At 71.6% G+C, this 19772-nt stretch carries 18 protein-coding genes; 8 read left to right on the forward strand and 10 right to left on the reverse strand.

Translation table 11 applies throughout. The features are described 5' to 3' along the window. Positions 1 to 3: 3 nt before the first annotated feature. Positions 4 to 627 carry a dihydrofolate reductase family protein gene (locus ABZ441_RS24805; protein WP_358977976.1) on the reverse strand — a complete coding sequence of 208 codons (624 nt, stop codon included), beginning with the start codon at positions 625 to 627 and terminating at the stop codon, positions 4 to 6. A gap of 181 nt (positions 628 to 808) precedes the next feature. Here ABZ441_RS24805 and ABZ441_RS24810 point away from each other — a divergent pair, with 181 nt between their 5' ends. Continuing rightward, the gene (locus tag ABZ441_RS24810; protein ID WP_358977978.1) at positions 809 to 1645 is read left to right on the forward strand and encodes an aldo/keto reductase; all 837 of its coding nucleotides are present in this window, start codon (positions 809 to 811) and stop codon (positions 1643 to 1645) included. Between the two features lie 44 nt (positions 1646 to 1689). Here the strand turns inward: ABZ441_RS24810 and ABZ441_RS24815 are convergent, their stop codons facing one another. From ABZ441_RS24815 to allB, 3 genes are all read right to left on the reverse strand, one after another. Beyond that, a complete protein-coding gene (locus ABZ441_RS24815) occupies positions 1690 to 2019 on the reverse strand; it encodes a putative quinol monooxygenase (protein ID WP_358977980.1) in 330 nt (109 codons plus the stop codon). 105 nt (positions 2020 to 2124) lie between these two features. Next, on the reverse strand, positions 2125 to 3240 hold the full coding sequence (gene alc / locus ABZ441_RS24820) for an allantoicase (protein ID WP_358977982.1): 1116 nt from the start codon (positions 3238 to 3240) through the stop codon (positions 2125 to 2127). Positions 3241 to 3242: 2 nt separating this feature from the next. Next, the gene (gene allB / locus ABZ441_RS24825; protein ID WP_358977985.1) at positions 3243 to 4586 is read right to left on the reverse strand and encodes an allantoinase AllB; all 1344 of its coding nucleotides are present in this window, start codon (positions 4584 to 4586) and stop codon (positions 3243 to 3245) included. 335 nt (positions 4587 to 4921) lie between these two features. Here allB and ABZ441_RS24830 point away from each other — a divergent pair, with 335 nt between their 5' ends. Then, positions 4922 to 5722 carry an IclR family transcriptional regulator gene (locus ABZ441_RS24830; protein WP_358977987.1) on the forward strand — a complete coding sequence of 267 codons (801 nt, stop codon included), beginning with the start codon at positions 4922 to 4924 and terminating at the stop codon, positions 5720 to 5722. Positions 5723 to 5846: 124 nt separating this feature from the next. Here ABZ441_RS24830 and ABZ441_RS24835 read toward each other — a convergent pair whose 3' ends face one another. Both ABZ441_RS24835 and ABZ441_RS24840 read right to left on the reverse strand, forming a co-directional pair. Then, on the reverse strand, positions 5847 to 6527 hold the full coding sequence (locus ABZ441_RS24835) for an ABC transporter ATP-binding protein (protein WP_358977989.1): 681 nt from the start codon (positions 6525 to 6527) through the stop codon (positions 5847 to 5849). Then, complete coding sequence (locus ABZ441_RS24840) at positions 6524 to 7600, reverse strand: ABC transporter permease (protein WP_358977992.1); 1077 nt, start codon at positions 7598 to 7600, stop codon at positions 6524 to 6526. The genes ABZ441_RS24835 and ABZ441_RS24840 overlap by 4 nt, the downstream gene beginning before the upstream one ends. Positions 7601 to 7710: 110 nt before the next feature. Here ABZ441_RS24840 and ABZ441_RS24845 point away from each other — a divergent pair, with 110 nt between their 5' ends. Both ABZ441_RS24845 and ABZ441_RS24850 read left to right on the forward strand, forming a co-directional pair. After that, positions 7711 to 8904 carry a sensor histidine kinase gene (locus tag ABZ441_RS24845; RefSeq protein WP_358977994.1) on the forward strand — a complete coding sequence of 398 codons (1194 nt, stop codon included), beginning with the start codon at positions 7711 to 7713 and terminating at the stop codon, positions 8902 to 8904. Next, positions 8901 to 9533, forward strand: coding sequence for a response regulator transcription factor (locus tag ABZ441_RS24850; protein WP_358977996.1), 633 nt, complete (start codon positions 8901 to 8903; stop codon positions 9531 to 9533). Before ABZ441_RS24845 ends, ABZ441_RS24850 begins: the two co-directional genes overlap by 4 nt. 2 nt (positions 9534 to 9535) lie before the next feature. Here ABZ441_RS24850 and ABZ441_RS24855 read toward each other — a convergent pair whose 3' ends face one another. After that, positions 9536 to 9853, reverse strand: a complete 318-nt coding sequence (locus ABZ441_RS24855; RefSeq protein WP_358977999.1) for a DUF5955 family protein — start codon at positions 9851 to 9853, stop codon at positions 9536 to 9538. 190 nt (positions 9854 to 10043) lie between these two features. Between ABZ441_RS24855 and ABZ441_RS24860 the strand changes: the two genes are divergently transcribed. The 3 genes from ABZ441_RS24860 (at position 10044) to ABZ441_RS24870 (ending at position 15938) form a co-directional block, all read left to right on the forward strand. Continuing rightward, positions 10044 to 10649 carry a nucleotidyltransferase family protein gene (locus ABZ441_RS24860; RefSeq protein WP_358978001.1) on the forward strand — a complete coding sequence of 202 codons (606 nt, stop codon included), beginning with the start codon at positions 10044 to 10046 and terminating at the stop codon, positions 10647 to 10649. A 254-nt stretch (positions 10650 to 10903) separates the two neighbouring features. Further along, a complete protein-coding gene (gene aceB, locus ABZ441_RS24865) occupies positions 10904 to 12523 on the forward strand; it encodes a malate synthase A (protein WP_358978003.1) in 1620 nt (539 codons plus the stop codon). A gap of 136 nt (positions 12524 to 12659) precedes the next feature. Next, a complete protein-coding gene (locus tag ABZ441_RS24870; RefSeq protein WP_358978005.1) occupies positions 12660 to 15938 on the forward strand; it encodes a BTAD domain-containing putative transcriptional regulator in 3279 nt (1092 codons plus the stop codon). A gap of 22 nt (positions 15939 to 15960) precedes the next feature. Here ABZ441_RS24870 and ABZ441_RS24875 read toward each other — a convergent pair whose 3' ends face one another. From ABZ441_RS24875 to ABZ441_RS24885, 3 genes are all read right to left on the reverse strand, one after another. Next, the gene (locus ABZ441_RS24875) at positions 15961 to 16827 is read right to left on the reverse strand and encodes an ABC transporter permease (RefSeq protein WP_358978008.1); all 867 of its coding nucleotides are present in this window, start codon (positions 16825 to 16827) and stop codon (positions 15961 to 15963) included. Beyond that, positions 16824 to 17864, reverse strand: coding sequence for an ATP-binding cassette domain-containing protein (locus ABZ441_RS24880; protein ID WP_358978010.1), 1041 nt, complete (start codon positions 17862 to 17864; stop codon positions 16824 to 16826). The genes ABZ441_RS24875 and ABZ441_RS24880 overlap by 4 nt, the downstream gene beginning before the upstream one ends. Before the next feature lie 108 nt (positions 17865 to 17972). Continuing rightward, entirely contained in the window at positions 17973 to 18809 is an 837-nt protein-coding gene (locus ABZ441_RS24885) for a ThiF family adenylyltransferase (RefSeq protein WP_358978012.1), read from the reverse strand. 138 nt (positions 18810 to 18947) lie between these two features. Between ABZ441_RS24885 and ABZ441_RS24890 the strand changes: the two genes are divergently transcribed. Beyond that, positions 18948 to 19706, forward strand: coding sequence for an alpha/beta fold hydrolase (locus ABZ441_RS24890; protein ID WP_358978014.1), 759 nt, complete (start codon positions 18948 to 18950; stop codon positions 19704 to 19706). Positions 19707 to 19772: the final 66 nt, after the last annotated feature.

The following is a 19772-nucleotide window of genomic DNA, read 5'->3' on the forward strand; positions in this document are numbered from 1 at the left end:
CTCTCACGCGCCGGGGTCGAAGCTCCCGAACCGCGCCCGCCCCATCGGCCGGTAGGTGTGGATCGCGACGCCGCTGCCCGTGGTCCGCGCTTCGGTCAGCTCGAAGGCCGTCGGCTTCCCGCCGTCGGGGAAGAGCCGCCTGCCGCTGCCCAGGTAGACGGGGTGGACGAGCAGGTTGACCTCGTCGATCAGGTCATGCGCCATGAGGAACTGTGCCAGGGTGCCGCTGCCGTGGATCTGCAGCTCTCCCTCCTCCGTGCGTTCCTTCAGGCGGGCGACCACGGCCGGCACGTCGCCCGGGACGACGGTGGTGTTCTCCCAGTCCGGGTCCTTCAGGGTCGTGGAGACGACGTGCTTGGGCAGGGTGTTGAGCCGGGACGCGATCGGGTCCTCCGGGTCGGTGACCCTGGGCCAGTAGGAGGCGAAGATGTCATACGTACGCCGCCCGAGCAGGTATGCACCCGAGCGGTCGAAGACCTCGTTGACGAAGGCACCCAGTTCGTCGTCCGCGAAGGGCACCATCCAGCCGCCGTAACCGAACCCACCGGTGGTGTCCTCGTCGGGCCCGCCGGGGGCCTGCATCACGCCGTCGAGGGACACGAACGTCGTGAGAGTCAGTTCGGCCATGGTCCCGCTCCTTCGTCGTCGTCGCCGTGGATGCCGGCAGCCGCGGTCGCCTCCACGCGTACAGACCCCACTGTCGGACGGAACTCACCGGTACGCCCGGTGGAGACCCTGGTGCCGCCCGGCCGCGTCGCGCGCCCCGCCCTACGCTGGCGGGGACCGTACGCGACCGGAAGGCAAGACGATGAGCCGGACACCGACCCCCGTCCGCAACCTCCACGACGGCAGCGCCGTCCCCGCGGTGGGCCTCGGTACCTGGCCGCTCGACGACGAGGCGGCCGAGAAGGCCGTCGCCGGTGCGCTGCGGCTCGGCTACCGGCTCGTGGACACCGCGCTGAACTACGGGAACGAGACCGGCACCGGCCGCGGAATCGCCCGGTCCGGGGTGCCCAGGCAGGAGCTCTTCGTCACCACCAAGGTCCCCGGCCGCCACCACGGCTACGCGCAGACGCTGGCATCCTTCGAGGAGTCGCGGGGCAATCTGGGGCTGGAGTACGTCGACCTGTACCTCATCCACTGGCCGCTGCCGCGGGTGGACAAGTACGTCGACACCTGGAAGGCGATGATCAAGCTCCGCGAGGATGGCCTCGTACGCTCCATCGGCGTATCCAACTTCACGGCGGAACACCTGGACCGGCTGGAGCGGGAGACGGGTGTGCTGCCCGTGGTGAACCAGGTCGAGATGCACCCGCTGCTCCCGCAGGAGGAGCTGCGGGCGGTGCACGCCGCGAAGGGCATCGTCACGGAGAGCTGGAGCCCTCTGGCCCGGGGACGCCAGGTGCTGGAGACCCCGGAGGTGATCGCCGCCGCCGAGGCCCATGGGGTGACACCGGGCCAGGTCGTGCTGCGGTGGCACACCCAGTTGGGGGCGGTACCGATCCCGAAGTCCGCCGATCCCGGGCGCCGGCGGGAGAATCTCGACCTGTTCGGCTTCGAGCTGACCCAGCAGGAGCTGGACCGGATCGGCGCCCGGCCGTCGCGGCGCTTCGGTGGCGACCCCGAGGCGCACGAGGAGTTCTGACGGCGCCGGTCGCGGGAGCGGTCACCGGTCGACGAGGATCAGGGTCACCGGTTGCGCGGGGTGACCTCCGACATCCGGGACCAGTCGTCACCGGGCACCTCGACGTTGACGATCTCGGGGACCTCGCTGACGAGCTCAGACATGGTGTCGATCGCCGTCTTGAAGTGCTCGGAGTTGACGTGCGCCTCGCCCGCCTCCTGCGAGGCGAACGCCTCCAGCAGGACGAACTGGTCCGGGTTCTCGACGCTGTAGGACCAGTCGAAGAAGAGGTTGCCCGGCTCCTGACGGGTCGCGAGGGTGAACTCCTCGACTGCCGGGAGCCAGTTGTCCCGCTCGGCGGTACGCACGGTGAACTTGACGGCGATGAAGATCATGGCGACTCCTGGTAGGGACGGCGGCGTCCGCCCAGCGTCCCATATCCCCTCGGGGCGGGTGTGAACCGGCACACCCGCCCGTGGACCGTGCGCAGCACAGGGGGACTACCCGCCGAGCTCCTCGTGCCGGGCGGCCAGCCGTGCCGCTCCTGTCTCGGTCAGCGTGCCGAAGAGCCGTAGCCGGGAGATCCCTCCGTCCGGGAAGATGTCGATCCGGACATGCGTGCCGCGTACGGGCTCGGGCAGGACGAAACGGTGGTTCGTGTCGGGCTGGAGCCTGGTGCGGGGCAGGACCTCCCTACGCTCCCCCTCCTCGCCGTCGCTGACCGAAATCGCGGCCCAGCCTGCCGCGTTGCCCTTGAGGTAGGCGGTGTCGATCTCGACGGCGCGGATCTCCGACTGCTCGGCCAGCCGGTAGCGGATCCAGTCGTTGCCCCGGTCGCGCCGGCGGCGGGTCTCCCAGCCGTCGTCCATCTTGCGGGAGCGGCCCGGCGCGATGGTGTTGGTGGCCGGGGAGTAGAAGCGGTCGGAGGCGTCCTGGACCTCGCCACCGTTCTCCAGGGCGACCAGGTCGAACGTCCCGAGGGCGGCCAGCCACGCCGGGTCGGGAGCCACTTCGCCGTGGACGCGCAGACGGGCTATGCCTCCGTCGGGGTGCTGGTTGACCCGCAGATGGGTGAAGCGCTGTTCCTCGGCGACCTCGAAGCCGTTGGCCGCGTGGCCGCCGACTGCCGTACGGGGGACGAGCGTTGTCCACTTCACGTCGGGCGCGAGGAGGTCCTCGGGGGACGGGGAGCCTGGCAGCGAGGTCGCCTCGACGGAGACCGACTGCGGGTAGTTGCCGCGGAAGTGCGCGGTGTCGACGACCAGCCCGCGCACCACGCCGGGTGCACCGAGGCGTACGAGCGCCCAGTCGTGGTCCTCGTCGGTGGGGTGCGGCTCGGTGGCACCCGTACCACGCCGTCGGCGGGTCTCCCAGCCGTCCATGATCTTGCCCTTGTGCCCGAAGCGCTCAGGGTCGAACGCCGCGGGTTCCGGCTTCAGCAGGTTCTCGCGCTCTGCGAAGAACTCGTCGTTGGCGGCGATGACGCCGCCGCCCAGGCGCCGGTCGGCGAGGTCCACGAGATGGGTGAACGGGAAGTCGGCGGTCCGGTAGTCGGCGTACGGGTCGCCTCCCCCGTACGGGCTCGCGTCGCCGGTGAAGTGAGGTGTCGCCGTCATGGTCAGTGGTCCCTTTCGAGGAGGCGGCCGGTGGGTTCGGCGAGTACGCCGTCGGACACGATCCGCGTGCCGCGCAGCCAGGTGGACTTGACGACGCCGTGCAGGGTCTTCCCCGCGTAGGCGGTGACCTGGTTGCGGTGGAAGAGCCGGACCGGGTCGACGGTGAACGTCTCGTCGGGGGCGAGGACCGCGAAGTCCGCGTCCCGTCCGGCCTCGATGGCGCCCTTCCGGGTGAGTCCGGCGAGTTCGGCGGGTCCGGCGGACATCCAGCGGGCCACGTCGTCCAGGGTGTGGCCGCGCCGGCGCGCCTCGGTCCAGATGGCGGGCAGGCCCAGCTGCAGTGAGGAGATCCCGCCCCAGGCGGAGGCGAAGTCAGGGGTCTTGAGGTCGGTGGTGCAGGGCGAATGGTCGGAGACGACACAGTCGATCGTGCCGTCGGCGAGCCCGGCCCAGAGCGCATCCTGGTTGGCGGCCTCCCGGATGGGCGGGCAGCACTTGAACTCCGTTGCGCCGTCCGGGACTTCCTCGGCGGTCAGGGTGAGGAAGTGCGGGCAGGACTCGACGGTGACGCGTACGCCCTCCCTCTTGGCCGCGGCGATCAGCGGCAGCGCGTCGCAGGAGGACAGGTGCAGGACGTGGACGCGGGCGTTCAGGCGTCCGGCGTGGGCGATGAGGCCTTCGATCGCGGCGTTCTCGGCGTCACGCGGACGGGAGGCGAGGAAGTCGGCATACTTCCCACCGCTCCTTCGAGGTGCGTCGGCCAGGTGGTGCGGATCCTCGGCGTGCACGATCAGCAGGCCGCCGAATCCGGCGATCTCGGCCATGGCGCGGGCCAGTTGCTCCTGGTCCAGCTCGGGGAACTCCTCGACGCCGGAGGGCGAGAGGAAGCACTTGAATCCGAACACCCCCGCCTCGTGCAGCGGACGCAGGTCCTTCGTGTTGGACGGGATCGCACCGCCCCAGAAGCCGGTGTCGATGTGCGCCTTGGGGGCGGCCACCCGCCGTTTCACCCCGAGGTGCTCGACCGTGGTGGTCGGCGGGAGGGAGTTGAGCGGCATGTCGAGCAGGCTCGTGATGCCGCCCGCCGCCGCTGCGCGGGTGGCGGTGTGGAACCCCTCCCACTCGGTGCGGCCGGGGTCGTTCACGTGGACATGGGTGTCGACGAGCCCCGGCAGCAGGACGTCGTCGCCGAAGTCCTCGACGCGGGCCCCGCCCGGCACCTCGGCGTCGTACGGCAGGACCGCTTCGATCTCCCCGCCGGCGACGAGGACCGCTGCCGCACGGGTTCCCTCGGGGGTGACGACGCGGGTCGAGCGGAGTACCAGCTTCACGTCCGCATCGGACACCTGTGCTCCTCACGCAGAATTCAACGATTTGTTGAAGGAGTCTTCACTCGGGAAAGCGGCCCGTCAAGACCCTCCCGTCCGCCGCACCGGCCGGCGGGCCACACGTCGCAGCTTCGATTAGAGGTTTCCACGAAGTAAAAGTTCATTTTCGACAGGCGGAACGTAGAATGAGCCAGGAGCAGCATCACCGTGCTTCGGGCCGAACGCGGGCCGGACCGCCGACACCGGGACAAAACAGGTCCTGACCGGCAAGGACGCCGCACCGGGAGCAGTGGGCCGATCGGGAGCGGCCCGGTAGGCTGCTGCCTTGCCTCCGCTTCGAAAGGACCGTTGACGTGCCGCCGTCCCACGCCAGCACATCCGACTCCAAGCCCGCCGGTCCCAGCGGCGGCGTGCAGTCCCTCGAGCGCGCCTTCGACCTGCTGGAGCGCATGGCGGATGCCGGGGGCGAGGTCGGGCTCAGCGAACTCTCCGCCAGCAGCGGGCTCCCGCTCCCCACCATCCACCGGCTGATGCGCACCCTGGTCGTGTGCGGCTACGTGCGCCAGCAGCCCAACCGGCGTTACGCGCTGGGCCCGCGGCTGATCCGCCTCGGCGAGTCCGCGTCCCGGCTGCTGGGCACCTGGGCGCGGCCGTACCTGCAGCGCCTGGTCGAGGAGACCGGCGAGACGGCGAACATGGCGCTGCTCGACGGCGACGAGATCGTCTACGTCGCCCAGGTGCCGTCGAAGCACTCGATGCGGATGTTCACCGAGGTGGGCCGGCGGGTGCTCCCCCACTCCACCGGTGTCGGCAAGGCGCTGCTCGCGCACACGCCGGCGGACGAGGTGCGGGCGCTGCTGGCCCGTACCGGCATGCCGGCCGCCACCGAGAAGACGATCACCACACCGGAGGGCTTCCTCGACGCGCTGGAACTGGTGCGGCGCGCGGGCTACGCGGTGGACGACAACGAGCAGGAGATCGGCGTCCGCTGCCTCGCGGTATCGGTGCCGGACTCCCCCACCTCGGCCGCCATCTCCATCTCCGGGCCCGCGGGCCGGGTGACGGAGACCGCGACCGAGCGGATCGTGCCGATCCTTCAGGAGATCGCGAAGGAGCTCTCCGTGGCCCTGGCGAGCAGCGGGCCGACTGCCTGAGGCGGAGGTGTCCGGCCGGATGCGCTCGACCCCGCAACCGATCCGGGCCCGGCGCCGGGCCCGGATCGGTTGCGGGGTTCAGGTACGGCTCCGGGGCACAGGTCCGGGGAGTCGGTCCGCGTCTTCAGACCGGCGCTGATGCGGTCAGGTGGCCGTCCTCCATCGTCACCGCCCCGTCCACCCGGTCCAGATGCGCCCGGTCGTGGGTGACCAGGACGGTGGCCGTCGACCGTTCGCGGGTCAGCCCCGCCAGCAGGTCCAGGACAGCGGCGCCCCTCTCGTGGTCGAGCGCGCTGGTCGGTTCGTCGACGAGCAGCACCGCGGGCTCGTTCATCAGGGCCCGTGCGATGTTGATCCGCTGGCGCTGGCCGCCCGACAACTGGTGCGGCCTGCGGTCCGCCTTGTCGGCCAGGCCGACCGCGTCCAGGAGGTCCAGCGCGCGTACCCGGGCGGCACGCAGCGACCCGCCGGACAGGTGGGTCATCACCTGCACCTGCTCGACCGCGGTCAGGGACGGCAGCAGGTTCGGCTGCTGGAACACGATGCCGATGCGCTCCCTGCGCAGTACGGCCTTCTCCGCGCGGCTGAGTCCGGCGGTGTCCGTGCCCGCCACGACGACCCGCCCGCCGTCCGGGGTGACCAGCGTGGCCGCGACGGCGAGCAGGCTCGATTTGCCGGAACCCGACGGCCCGACGACCGCGGTGAGTGTGCCCGCGGGGACGTCCAGGGAGATCCGGTCGAGGGCGGTGAGCCGGGTGTCGCCGTCGGGGTAGGTGAGGGTGACGTCGGTGAGGGTGAGGGTCATCGGGCGCTCCCGAGTGCGGTGAGGGGGTCGACGGCGGTGATCCGCCGGATGGACAGTGCGGCCCCGAGCGCGCCGAGGATGATCATGACGGCGGCCGGCACGAGGACGGTCGAGGCGTCGAGGACGAACGGCACTGCGCCGTCTCCTCCCCCGACGAACGCGCCGATGCCCGTGGCGAGCGCGGTGCCCGTGCCCGTCCCGGCGGCGAGCATCACGACGGCCTGCCCCAGGGCGTCCCGCAGCAGGTACGGGGTGGAGGCGCCGAGTGCCTTGAGCACGGCGACGTCGCCGCTGCGCTGGATGGTCCAGACGGTGAAGAAGGCCCCGATGACCAGCGCGGAGATGGCGAAGAGGAAGCCCCGCATCAGCTGGAGCGAACCGTTCTCGGCCTGGTAGGAGCCGATCGCGGTGAGGGATTCGTCCAGGGTGAGTGTGCGGGTGCCCGCCGCCTCGTCACCGGCCGCGAGGTCCGCACCGTGCGTCGTCAGGGCGATCACGGTGGCCTGCCGCCCGGTGCCGCTGATGCGCTGCCAGTCGTCGAGCGACGCCCACACCACCGGGGTGTGGCTGTAGGAGGCGTCTCCCGCGACCGCGTCGACGGTCACCTCGGCGGCGCCCAGCCGGACGGTGTCGCCCGCTCCGGCACCGAGGTCGTCGGCGGCCTGCCGGGCGAGCACCACCCGGCCTGCTCCGACCGTCCCGGGTGCGAGCTCCCCGTCCGGCCGGACGCCGAACGCCGAGACGGCGGTCGTGCGGTCCCCGTCGCCGGTGGCGGCGTTCAGGGTCCGGATCCCGAGGGGCTCGGCGGCGGTCACCCCGGGCAGCGCGGCCCAGGTGTGCCAGGCCCTCTCCTCCACGACGGAGTCGTTGAACGCCGCCGACCGGCCGTCCGGCGGGGCCGCGAACGCGAGGCGGTCGGCGTGCAGCCCCGTGACGGCCGAGGTGTTCTCCCTGGCCAGCCCGGCCGTCAGACCGGACAGCAGCCCGACGAGCAGCGTGATCAGCACCACGACCGTGCCCATGAGCGCGAACCGGCCCCTGGCGAATCTCAGATCTCTCCATGCAACGAACATGAATCCAGGCTCGGGCCCAGGGCCCTCGCTCACATCGCGCGCCGGACGGGGCGGACATCAACCTTTCGGTTGACCGGCTCCGCGGTTGTCGCCTCTACGCTGGAACGACCATGGATCCGCGTGCGCACACTCCCGTCACCACCACACTGCGGTTCTGTCTGCACGCGCTGCTGGTGGGCCTGCTGGCACTCGCCGCGACCCGGGCGACGGACGACACCGCGGTGGTCGTCCTGGCGGGAGTGATGGCCACGCTGTACGGCGCGGGCGCGCTGGCCCCCGTCGTACAGCCGCACACCCGGGCCGCCGCCGTGTGGCTGGGCGCGCTGGGCGCGGTCTGGCTGGCCCTGCTGGCCCTGTCGCCCGACGCACTGTGGGTGGCCTTCCCGCTGTACTTCCTGCAGCTGCACCTGCTCCCGGTGCGGTGGGGACTGCCCGCCGTGGTGGTCACCGCGGCCGCCGCCATCACCAGCTTCGTGCTGCACGGCCGGCAGATCACGCCGGGTACGTTCATCGGCCCGCTGCTCGGGGCGGCGGTCGCCGTGGCGACCGTACTCGGATACGACGCGCTGTTCCGGGAGAGCGAACGGCGGCGCGAGCTCATCGAGGAGCTGGTCTCCACCCGGGCGGAGCTCGCCGAAGCGGAGCGTACCGCGGGCACGCTCGCCGAGCGGGAACGGCTGGCCCGCGAGATCCACGACACCCTCGCGCAGGGCCTGTCCAGCATCCAGCTCCTGCTGCGGGCCGCCGAACACACACTCCCGGCCGACGCGCCGGCCACCGCCCATGTGCGCCGGGCCCGCGAGGCGGCCCAGGACAACCTGGCCGAGGCCCGCCGCTTCGTACGGGCGCTGAGTCCGCCCGACCTGGAGCACGGCTCACTGGCGGCGGCCCTGTCCCGGCTGTCGTCCCGCACCTCGGCACCGGATCTCACCGTGCACTTCGCGGTCAGCGGCACGCCGGTGGAGCTGCCGACCCCGTACGAGGTGGCGTTGCTCCGTACCGCTCAGTCGGCGCTGGCCAACACGGTGCGGCACTCGGGGGCGCGGCACGCCGAGATCACCCTCAGTTTCATGGAGACGTCGGTGTCGCTGGACGTCGTGGACGACGGGTGCGGTTTCGACCCCGGGTCATCGGACGGGATGCGGCACGGCCCGGACAGCGGGGGCTTCGGCCTGCCCGCGATGCGCTCGCGGGCCCGTTCGCTGGGCGGCACGCTGAGTGTGGAGTCGGCGCCGGGACAGGGCACGGCGCTGGCGGTCACCCTGCCACTGCCCCTCGCGGACGGAGAGGACACCACCCCATGACCGGCCCGATCAGGCTGCTGCTCGCCGACGACCACCCGGTGGTCCGGGCGGGCCTGCGTGCCGTCCTCGACACCGAACCGGACTTCGAGGTCGTCGCCGAGGCCGCCACCGCCGAGCGGGCGGTCGCCCTCGCCGCGACCGGCGCCTTCGACGTCGTCCTGATGGACCTGCAGTTCGGCGCGGGGATGCACGGATCTGAAGCCACCGCCGCGATCACGGCGGCGGCCGGCGCGCCCCGGGTGCTGATCCTCACCACCTACGAGTCGGACGCGGACATCCTGGCCGCCGTCGAGGCGGGGGCCGGGGGCTACCTGCTCAAGGACGCACCTCCCGAGGAGCTGGCGGCTGCGGTACGCACGGCGGCGGCGGGCCGGTCGGCCCTCGCCCCGGCGGTCGCCCACCGTCTGATGGACCGCATGCGGACCCCCGCCCGGTCCCTGACCAAACGTGAGCTGGAGGTCCTCCAGCTGGTCGGCGACGGGTTGTCGAACCAGCAGATCAGCAAGCGGCTGTTCCTGAGCCAGGCGACGGTGAAGTCCCATCTGGTGCACATCTACGCCAAGCTGGGCGTCGACTCACGCACCTCGGCGGTCGCCGCGGCGACCGCACGCCGGCTGATCCGCCGCTGACCTCACGGGCGGTGCCGCGGCTCCCCGAAGAGGTCCACGGCGATCCGTACGTCACGCAGGCGGGGCGCCAGCGCGCTGACCGAACCGATCGCCCCCGCGACCAGCAGCAGCGAGCGGCGCAGCCGGGGGATCTCGGGCCTGCCGCTGACGGCCATGGCGTCCAGTGCGGCCAGCTCGTCCTCGGCTATACCCCGGTCCGGGAACTCGGCGGGGTGTCCGGCGAGTTCGCGGCGGAGCCGCGAGACGGCCGTACGCAGCTCAGTCACCCTCGGGTCCTCGGTGCTTCCGGTCGACCGCTCCTGCCCCACGCTTCGCAACAAGGCACTCCCCCTCGCACATCCGTCCGCCGATGTGTCGACCCGCCCGGAGCAGAGCTCAAGTGCCCCGACCCATGGCCGAGTCGACGCCGGCGGAGGTGGCGTGAGCCATTGCGCCGACAAGGAAGGAGGGTACCCCCGAGGGGTGGCGACCATTCCGCCGATCCGAACGCCGCAGTGGTATTCAGGGCACATGTCTCACACACAACGGATCCCTGTCGTCGCCGGGGTGCTGCTCGCCGCCGGTGGCGGCCGTCGTCTCGGCGGACGGCCGAAGGCGCTGCTGGAGCATCGCGGCCATCCCCTCGTGGAGCACGGGGTGCGGGCCCTGCGCAACGGCGGGTGCGGTCCCGTGTGCGTCGTGCTGGGGGCCTCGGCCGGAGAGGTGCGGGCCCAGGCGGACCTCTCGGCGTGCATGGTGACGGAGAACCCCTCGTGGGAGGAGGGCATGGGCTCCTCGCTCCGGGCGGGGCTGGCCGCTCTCACCGGCTCGGACGTGGACGCCGCCCTCGTGCTGCTGGTCGACCAGCCGGGAATCGGGGCGGAGGCCGTGGCCCGGGTCCGCTCGGCGTACCGGTCCCGGACGACGCTGGCTGCCGCCGCGTACGACGGGGGGCGCGGCCACCCCGTGCTGTTCGGGGCCGACCGGTGGGAGGGCGTCGCGGCGGGTGCGGTCGGCGACCAGGGCGCTCGGGCGTACCTGCGGGCACACCGCGATGCGATCACACTCGTCGAGTGTTCCGACGTGGCCCGGGCCCACGACATCGACACGGTGGAGGACCTCAGGCATCTGGAGTGAACGGGCCGTGCCGGACTGGCACGCCGCGCCACCGTGGCGGCGCGTCTGTCGAGCCGGAGAATCTCGACATCAACAAACCATTGAACTTCCACCATGAGGAAACTAATATCCACTGATCAGAAGCACATGGTTCCGCTTCCGGTCCTCGGCGGCGCCCATGGCCGTACCTCGGAGCCCTGGCACCCCGTGCCGTCACGGGCGACCCGGCGGCCGTGGGATGCCGCCGCACCACCCCGCTGAAGGAGTGACAGCTCATGTCCGCACCAGCGCCGTCCCCGCTGGCCATCGTCGATGCCGAGCCCCTGCCGAGGCAGGACGAGGTCCTGACCGATGCGGCCCTCGCGTTCGTGGCCGAGCTGCACCGGCGGTTCACACCCCGGCGTGACGAGCTGCTCGCCCGGCGTGGCGAGCGCCGCGCCGAGATCGCCCGCACCTCCACGCTGGACTTCCTGCCGGAGACGGAAGCGGTCCGCGTGGACGACACCTGGAAGGTCGCCCCGGCCCCGGCCGCGCTGGACGACCGCCGGGTGGAGATCACCGGCCCGACCGACCGCAAGATGACCGTCAACGCCCTGAACTCCGGCGCCAGGATCTGGCTCGCCGACTTCGAGGACGCGTCCGCCCCCACGTGGGAGAACGTGGTCACCGGCCAGCTCAACCTGATCGACGCCTACACCCGGAACATCGACTTCACCGACCCGAAGTCGGGCAAGTCGTACGCCCTCAAGCCCGCGGAGGAGCTCGCGACCGTCGTCACGCGCCCGCGCGGCTGGCACCTGGACGAGCGCCACCTCCAGCTCGACGGCACCCCGGTGCCGGGCGCGCTGGTCGACTTCGGCCTCTACTTCTTCCACAACGCGCAGCGCCTGATCGACCTCGGCAAGGGCCCGTACTTCTACCTGCCGAAGACGGAGTCGTACCTGGAGGCCCGTCTCTGGAACGAGATCTTCGTGTTCGCCCAGGACTACGTCGGCATCCCGCAGGGCACGGTCCGCGCGACGGTGCTGATCGAGACGATCACCGCCGCGTACGAGATGGAGGAGATCCTCTACGAGCTCCGCGACCACGCCTCAGGGCTGAACGCGGGCCGCTGGGACTACCTCTTCTCCATCGTCAAGAACTTCCGTGACGGCGGCTCGAAGTTCGTCCTGCCAGACCGCAACCTGGTGACGATGACCGCCCCGTTCATGCGGGCGTACACCGAACTCCTGGTCCGCACCTGCCACAAGCGCGGGGCGCACGCGATCGGCGGCATGGCGGCCTTCATCCCCTCGCGGCGCGACGCCGAGGTCAACAAGGTGGCCTTCGAGAAGGTCAAGGCCGACAAGGACCGCGAGGCCGGCGACGGTTTCGACGGCTCCTGGGTGGCCCACCCCGACCTGGTCCCGATCGCGATGGCCTCCTTCGACGCGGTCCTCGGCGACAGGCCGAACCAGAAGGACCGCCTGCGCGAGGACGTCTCGGTCGCGGCGGGCGACCTGATCGCCGTCGACACACTCGACGCGAAGCCCTCGTACGACGGCCTGCGCAACGCCGTCGCGGTCGGCATCCGCTACATCGAGGCGTGGCTGCGGGGCATGGGCGCGGTCGCCATCTTCAACCTGATGGAGGACGCGGCCACCGCCGAGATCTCGCGCTCGCAGATCTGGCAGTGGATCAACGCGGACGTCGTCTTCGAGAACGGCGAGCACGCGACGGCGGACCTGGCCCGCAAGGTCGCCGCCGAGGAACTGACCTCGATCCGCGCGGAGATCGGCGACGAGGCCTTCGAGACCGGCAAGTGGCAGCAGGCCCACGACCTGCTGCTCCAGGTCTCCCTGGACCAGGACTACGCGGACTTCCTGACGCTGCCGGCGTACGAGCAGCTGCGCTGATCCCCGCATGACGGAGCGCCGCACCCCACGCGTCCTACGCCGGGGTGCGGCGCTTCCGGCTGCCACCACGGACCCGCCTGACCCGGCAACGGATCCCTCGCGCACCCCGGACACGCGCATCCGGGAGAATGGACGCGTGCGCTACCAGATCCTCGGCCCCGCCCGAGCCTTCCGCGAGGACGGAACCCCTGTCGCCGTCGGCGGGGCCCGGCTGCGCGCGCTGCTCACGGCCCTCGCCCTGCGGCCGGGGCACAGCATCCCGGTGTCGCTCCTCGTCGACGCGGTGTGGGTGGACGAACCACCCGCCGACTCGGCCGGCGCCCTCCACGCACTGGTCGGGCGGCTGCGCAGAGCGCTCGGCCCCGGGACGGTGACCTCGGCCGACGGCGGGTACGCGCTGTCCGCCGCCCCGGCGGACGTCGACGCCCACCGTTTCGAGCAGGTGGCCCGCGACGGCACCCGCGCCCTGGCCGCGGGCAACGCGTCCGCCGCCCTCACACTCCTCGACGAGGCCCTGGCGCTGTGGCAGGGCGGGCCCGCCCTCGCCGACCTGCCCGAGCACAGCACCGAGGCCGGCCGGCTGGACACACGGCTGTTCGCGGCCCGTCGTGAACGGCTGAGTGCGCTGCTGGTGCTCGGACGGGCCGAGGAGGCGCTGCCCGAACTCATGTCCCTGTGCGAGGAGCACCCGCTGGACGAACCCTTGCAGGCTCTGCGGCTGCGTGCTCTGCGGGCGACCGGCCGTACGGCTGAGGCACTCGACGCGTACGAGGCGCTGCGCCGTGACCTCGCCGACCGCCTGGGCACCGATCCGGGCGACGAACTGCGCTCGCTGCATGGCGAGTTGCTCGCTCCGCCCGGTCAAGAAGCGGCTGTCGAGGAACACGCGGGCCCCAGGGGCAGGCTCCGGGCGCGCCTGACCAGCTTCGTCGGCCGGCAGGACGACATCGCGTCCATCGGGGCCGACCTCGGGCGCGCACGGCTGGTCACCCTGCTCGGACCCGGAGGTGCCGGCAAGACGCGTCTGTCCATGGAGGCAGCAGAGGCGGCCGACGCCGACCGCCGCTGGCCGGACGGTGTCTGGCTGGCGGAACTCGCGCCTGTGGAGGACCCGGCGACGGTCCCCGAGGTCGTACTCACCGCCCTCGGGGCCCGTCAGACCGTGCTGCCCGGCGCGAAGACGGAGGAGCTGCGCGCCGTCGACCGCGGCAGTGGAGACGCGCCGCTGGTCAGGCTGACCGAGCACTGCGGCGGACGCAGGATGCTCCTGCTGCTCGACAACTGCGAGCACGTCGTGGACGCGGCGGCCCGGCTCACCGAGGAGGTACTGGCCCGCTGCCCCGGGGTCACCGTCCTGGCCACCAGTCGTGAACCCCTCGGGGTTCCGGGTGAGGTCCTGCGCCCGGTCGAGCCGCTGCCCGTCCCGATGGCCCTGCGGCTCTTCACCGAACGCGGCGTCGCCGCCCGCCCCGGTTTCCGGCCCGAGGACGATCCGGAGGCCGCTGCCGAGATCTGCCGTCGGCTGGACGGTCTTCCCCTCGCCATCGAACTGGCCGCCGCCCGGCTGCGGATACTCACGCCCCGGCAGATCGCGGACCGGCTCGACGACCGGTTCCTGCTCCTCACCGGCGGGTCCAGGACCGTACTCCCCCGGCAGCAGACCCTGCGTGCGGTCGTCGACTGGTCCTGGGACCTGCTCGGCGACGAGGAGCGCGCGGTCCTGTGCGCACTGTCCGTGTTCGCGGGCGACTGCGACCTGCCGGCGGTCGAAGCGGTGTGCGGAGCCGGCGCCCTCGACCTGCTCGGCTCACTCGTCGACAAGTCGCTGGTGGTGGCGACCGCGCCGACCGCCTCCGGGACGGGCATGCGCTACCGGTTGCTGGAGACGATCGGCGAATACGCCGCCGAACGGCTGGACGAGTCCGGGAGGCGGGCCGGGGCGGAGCGCAGCCACCTGGTCCACTTCCGGGAACTGGCCCGGCGCACCAACCCGTTGCTGCGCGGGGACGGGCAGCAGGCGGCTGTCGCGGTCTTCCAGAACGAGTACGAGAACCTGCGGGCGGCCCTGCGCCGGGCGGTGGCCGCGCGGGACGAACACGAGGCGCTCTGTCTTGTCCACACCCTCGCGTGGTACTGGCAGATCCGCGATCTGCGGGCCGACGCCAGACACTGGTCCGGAGCCGTCGCGGCGCTCGGCCCCGACCCGTTCGCCGCCCCGGCGGCGCCCGCTCCTCCGCTGTACGAGCGGTGCACCGACGCCCCGCCGCCGATGGCTCCGGATCTGCTCGTCGAGGCGCGGCGCGGCGTGCGGCTCATCCATCTCGCCTCCATGAGCCACGAGCTCGACAGGTGGACCATGCCCGAGGCGGTGGAGTACTGCGGCCGGATCGTCGAGGTCTACTCGCCCGGAGTGCCGCAGACCTGCCGTACGCCGGGGGTGCTGTGGATCCACGCCGTCATGCTGACCGGTGATCCGGGCCGCCTGCTGCAGCTCGTCAACCAGGCCGTCGAAGCCTGTCGCGCGCTGGGTGACGACTGGGATCTGGCCTCCGCGCTGCAACTGCGGGCGAACATGCTGGCCAACCGGGGTGACAAGACCGGTGAGGCGGCCCGGGACGCCGACGAGAGCCTGGCGTTGTTCACCCGGCTCGGCGATTCCTGGGGTGCGGCGGAGGCACTGTCCGTCCGGGGCGAGTCCTATGAGCGCGTCGGTGACAACGCCGGTGCGGCACAGGACTTCCGGGCCGCGATCCGGCACGCCCAGCGGCTGGGCGCCCTGTCCCAGGTCGCTGTGCTGAAGACCCGGCTGGCGGGCGTCCTGACGGAGCCGGAGCAGGACGCGGAGGCCGAGGCGGTGCTGCGTGAGGTTCTCGCCGAGGCCGACCGGCACAGTCACATGGTGGAGCCCGCCGCGCGGATGACCCTGGCCGTCCGGCTGAACCGCACCGGCCGCACCGACGAGGCGCGAGCCGAACTGGAGCGGCTGCTGGGTACGTTCAGGTACTCCAGCCTGGCGACGTTCGAAGGACTCGTACACGGACTGCTGGCCTGGACGGCCAACCTGGACGGCCGTTACGCCGACGCGCTCGACCGCGCACGGGAGGCGCTGGACCGGGCCCGGGACCCGCTGGGCGCGCTGGTCGCACCGCAGATGCCTGCCGTGCACCTGATGACCATGGCCCGTGCGCTGGCCGGGCTGGGGGGCACGGTCCGGGTCGCGAACGCGGCCCGGCTGCTGGGGGCGGCCGACGCCCTGCTGCCCCCCGGGTACTCCCCCGCGATTCAGGAGCGCACCTCGCACGAGAACGCCGAGGCAGCGATCCGCGCCGGCCTGACCGACGCCGCCTTCGAGCTGCTGTACGCCGAAGGAGGCCGCCTCACCGTGGAGGAGGCGGCCTCTCTTTCGGCTGTCTGAACCGTCCGGTCCGGGGCCGGTCTCAGGTGCTGCGGCGGAACTTGGACACGGCGAGCGGTGCGGTGATCAGGGTGATCGCCCCCGCCCAGGCCAGGGTCATGCCGGCGGAGTGGGCGACCGGCCCGCCGCTGATCAGGCCGCGAGCCGCGTCCGCGAGGTTGGACAGCGGGTTGTAGTCCGTGAACGCCTGCAGCCAGCCCGGCATCGAGGAGGGCGGGGCGAAGATGGAGGATCCGAACTGCAGCGGCATGAGCACCATCATCGCCATGCCCTGGACGGCCTGCGTGGTCTTCATCGTGAGCCCGAGCAGAATGAAGATCCACATCAGTGACGAGCCGAACGCCGCGGCCAGCCCGACGGACGCGAGCAGCGCGAGCACCGAGGTCTTGATCTCCAGGCCGAGCGCGAAACCCACACCCAGCAGGATGGTGATGGCGATCAGCATCCTGCCGAGTTCCACCACGATCTTGGCGATCAGTACCGAGGACCGGGCGACCGGCATCGTCCGGAACCGGTCCATGCTTCCCGTGCGGAAGTCGTCGTTGACGCCGCTGCCGACCGCCATGGCGACGTTCATGCCCAGCATCGCCATGAGCCCCGGCACCACGTAGTTGACGTACGAGTCGCTGTCGCCTCCCAGCGCCTGGCCGACCGATCCACCGAAGACGAACACGAACAGGAGGGTGAAGACGACCGGCATCAGTACGACGTCCAGCATCGACTCGGGGTCCTGCTTGATCTGCATGATGTTGCGCCGGGTGAAGGCGCCGATGTGCCTGAGGTTCGCCCGCAGGCCGATCCGGTGCCGGCCTGCGGAGTCGTGGCCGGCCGGATTGGGCTGCGAGGGCGGAGCGGTGGACGAAGACGGGGAATACGTCGCTGTGCTCATGCCGCGACCTCCTCGGGAAGGGTGTCGGACGCGCGGTCCGCGGGCTTGTCGGACAGGGCGGAGGTGGACTTCTGTCCGGTGATCGCCAGGAACACCTCGTCCAGGCTCGGCAGGTGGGTGCCGATGTGCGAGATGCCGAAGCCGTGGGTGCCCAACAGGTTGATCACCGACGTCAGATGCTCGTCGTGGAGGATCGGGACGTAGAGGAGGGACTCCTCCACAGCGGCGTGCGCCCCGGCAATCCCTTCGAGACCGGACTGGGCGACCGCCCGCTGCATGGCGGGGAGTTGCGCCGGGTCGGACGGCCTGATCTTGAGCGTCCGGCCGCCGACCTTGGCCTTCAACTCGTCCACCCCGCCGGTGGCGACGACCTTGCCCCGGTCGATGACCGCAAGCTCGCTCGCGAGTTTCTCCGCCTCCTCCATGTACTGGGTGGTGAGCAGGACGGTGACGCCCTCGCCCACCATCCGCTGGACCTCCGCCCACACCTCCTTGCGCGTGCGCGGGTCGAGGCCGGTGGTCGGTTCGTCCAGGTAGAGGACCGCGGGCTGCCCGATCATGGAGGCCGCGAGGTCCAGCCGGCGCCGCATGCCTCCGGAGTACTGCATGGCGGGCCGCTTCGCGGCTTCGGTCAGCGAGAATCGCTCCAGCATCTCCTCGGCACGGCGCCGGGCGTCCTTGCGGGACAGATCGAGCAGCCGCCCGATCATGTAGAGGTTCTCCCACCCGGACAGCTTCCCGTCCACCGAGGCGTACTGTCCGGTCAGGCCGATGATGCGGCGCAGCCGGCGGGGGTCGTTCACCACGTCGCACCCGGCCACCAGCGCGGTGCCCGCGTCGGGCAGCTCCAGAGTGGACAGGCAACGGACCAGCGTCGTCTTGCCGGCACCGTTGGGGCCCAGGACTCCGAGGACGGTGCCTTCGCGGACATCCAGATCGACGCCGTCCAGTGCTTTGGTCTCGCCGTAGTGCTTGACCAGTCCCCGCACCCGGATGGCGGGCCGGCCGGCCTCGGGGCTCGTGTCGATTCGCGTCATGCCGCCATGGGACCAAGCGCCACCGACATGCGTCCGACAGGATTCCGACAGACGGCCGACGGCAGGGCCCGAGGGAACGTCACGGCAGACGGGAGCCGGTACGGCGGTTCACCGCCTCTGCGGCTCGTCGAGCCGGAAGAAGGTCCGGTAGAGGTCGAGTTGGTGGTCGAGCATGTGGGCGCCGTGCAGGATGGGATGGCCGTGCGCGGCGGCTGCCTTCAGCAGGGCGGTCTCGCTCGGCTTCATGATCACGTCCGCTACGACGCATCGCGGGGCCAGTGCCCGCACCGGGAACGGCTGCGGATCGTCGGCGCGCATGCCCAGCGGGGTTGCGTTGACCACGATGTCCGCGTGCCCGAGGGCGGGGTCCGCCTCGCCCGTCGCGCGGCCGGGCCAGTGTTCCTCCAGGCGTGCGACGAGGTCGCGGAGCTTGGCCGCGTCCGGGTCGCAGACCGTCAGATGAGCGGCGCCGGCCGCGAGGAGAGCTGCCGCTATCGCGCTGCCCGCGCCACCGGCGCCCATCACGACGATCCGCTTGCCGTCGGGAAAGTGGCCTGCTCCGGTCAGTCCGCGTACGAAGCCCGTGCCGTCGAAGTTCTCTCCCCTCCACCGGCCGTCCGGCTCGCGGCGCACGGCGTTGACGGCTCCGGCCGCTGCGGCTGCCGGGCTCACCTCGTCCGCGAGGCGCAGGGCTGCCGCCTTGTGCGGGATGGTGACGAGGAGACCGTCCAGGTTCTTCATCCGTGTGAGCCCGTGGAGGACCCCCGCGAAGGCCTCGGGGTCCACGTGCACGGGGAAGAGCACCGCGTCGATGCCGAGCCGGGCGAAGAGCGGGTTCAGGAGCGACGGTGCCCTGACCTGTTCGACGGGCGCCCCGAGGACGGCGTAGAGGCGCGTGCTGCCGGAGATCTGCGGCGCGGAGACGCCGGGAACTGCTGGTTCCATTTCTTGCCTTCTGTGAAGAGTTGGTCGACCCCTAGCCGGAGGTTAGGGGTTGTGCCCGATCACCGGCGGCCGGAAGGGTGATGGGGGCATTCGGCCGGCCGCGATCTCGCTCCGGCCCGTGACTCGAAAGGACGTCAGGTGACCGCGCATCTCACCGACCCCGCCCTGTGGATCCGGCGGTTCCACCCCTCCGAGAACGCCAGGGCCAGGCTTGTGTGCCTCCCGCACGCCGGAGGGTCCGCGCCGTTCTACTTCCCTGTGTCCAAAGCACTGTCGCCCGGTGTCGACGTGCTCGCCGTGCAGTATCCGGGGCGACAGGAACGGCGCGCGGAGCCGTGCATCGAGAATCTGCCGGAGCTGGCCGACGCGGTGGTCGACCAGGTGCTCGCCTGGGCGGACCGGCCGCTGGCACTGTTCGGGCACAGCATGGGAGCCACGCTCGGCTTCGAGGTCGCGCTGCGGCTGGAACAGAAGGGCGTGATGCCACTCGTGCTGTTCGCCTCCGGACGGCGGGCGCCCTGCCGGCACCGGGACGAGTCCGTTCATCTCCGTGACGACGACGGCATGATCGAGGAACTGCGGTCGCTCAACGGCACCGGGGCCCAGGTGTTCGGCGACGAGGAGCTGATGCGTATGGTGCTGCCGGCGATCCGGAGCGACTACAAGGCGGCGGAGACCTACCGTTACACCGATGGGCCGCGCCTCGCGGCACCGGTTCACGCGCACACGGGTACCGACGACCCCAAGGCGAGCGTGGACGAGGTCGGTTCGTGGGCCGAGCACACCGCGGGAGGGTTCGAGCTGAACACCTACAGCGGGGGCCACTTCTACCTCAACGACCACGCGCCGCAGGTCATCGCCTCGGTCTCCCGGACGATCACGTCGCTGCTTCCCTGACGCCGGCACGGACGGGCGGGGCCTCGTCCCCGTAGGCGGCAAGCGGCCCGGACACGGGCGAGCACT

Origin of the sequence: Streptomyces sp. NPDC005752 (assembly GCF_040630715.1) — a bacterium.
Lineage (GTDB): Bacteria > Actinomycetota > Actinomycetes > Streptomycetales > Streptomycetaceae > Streptomyces.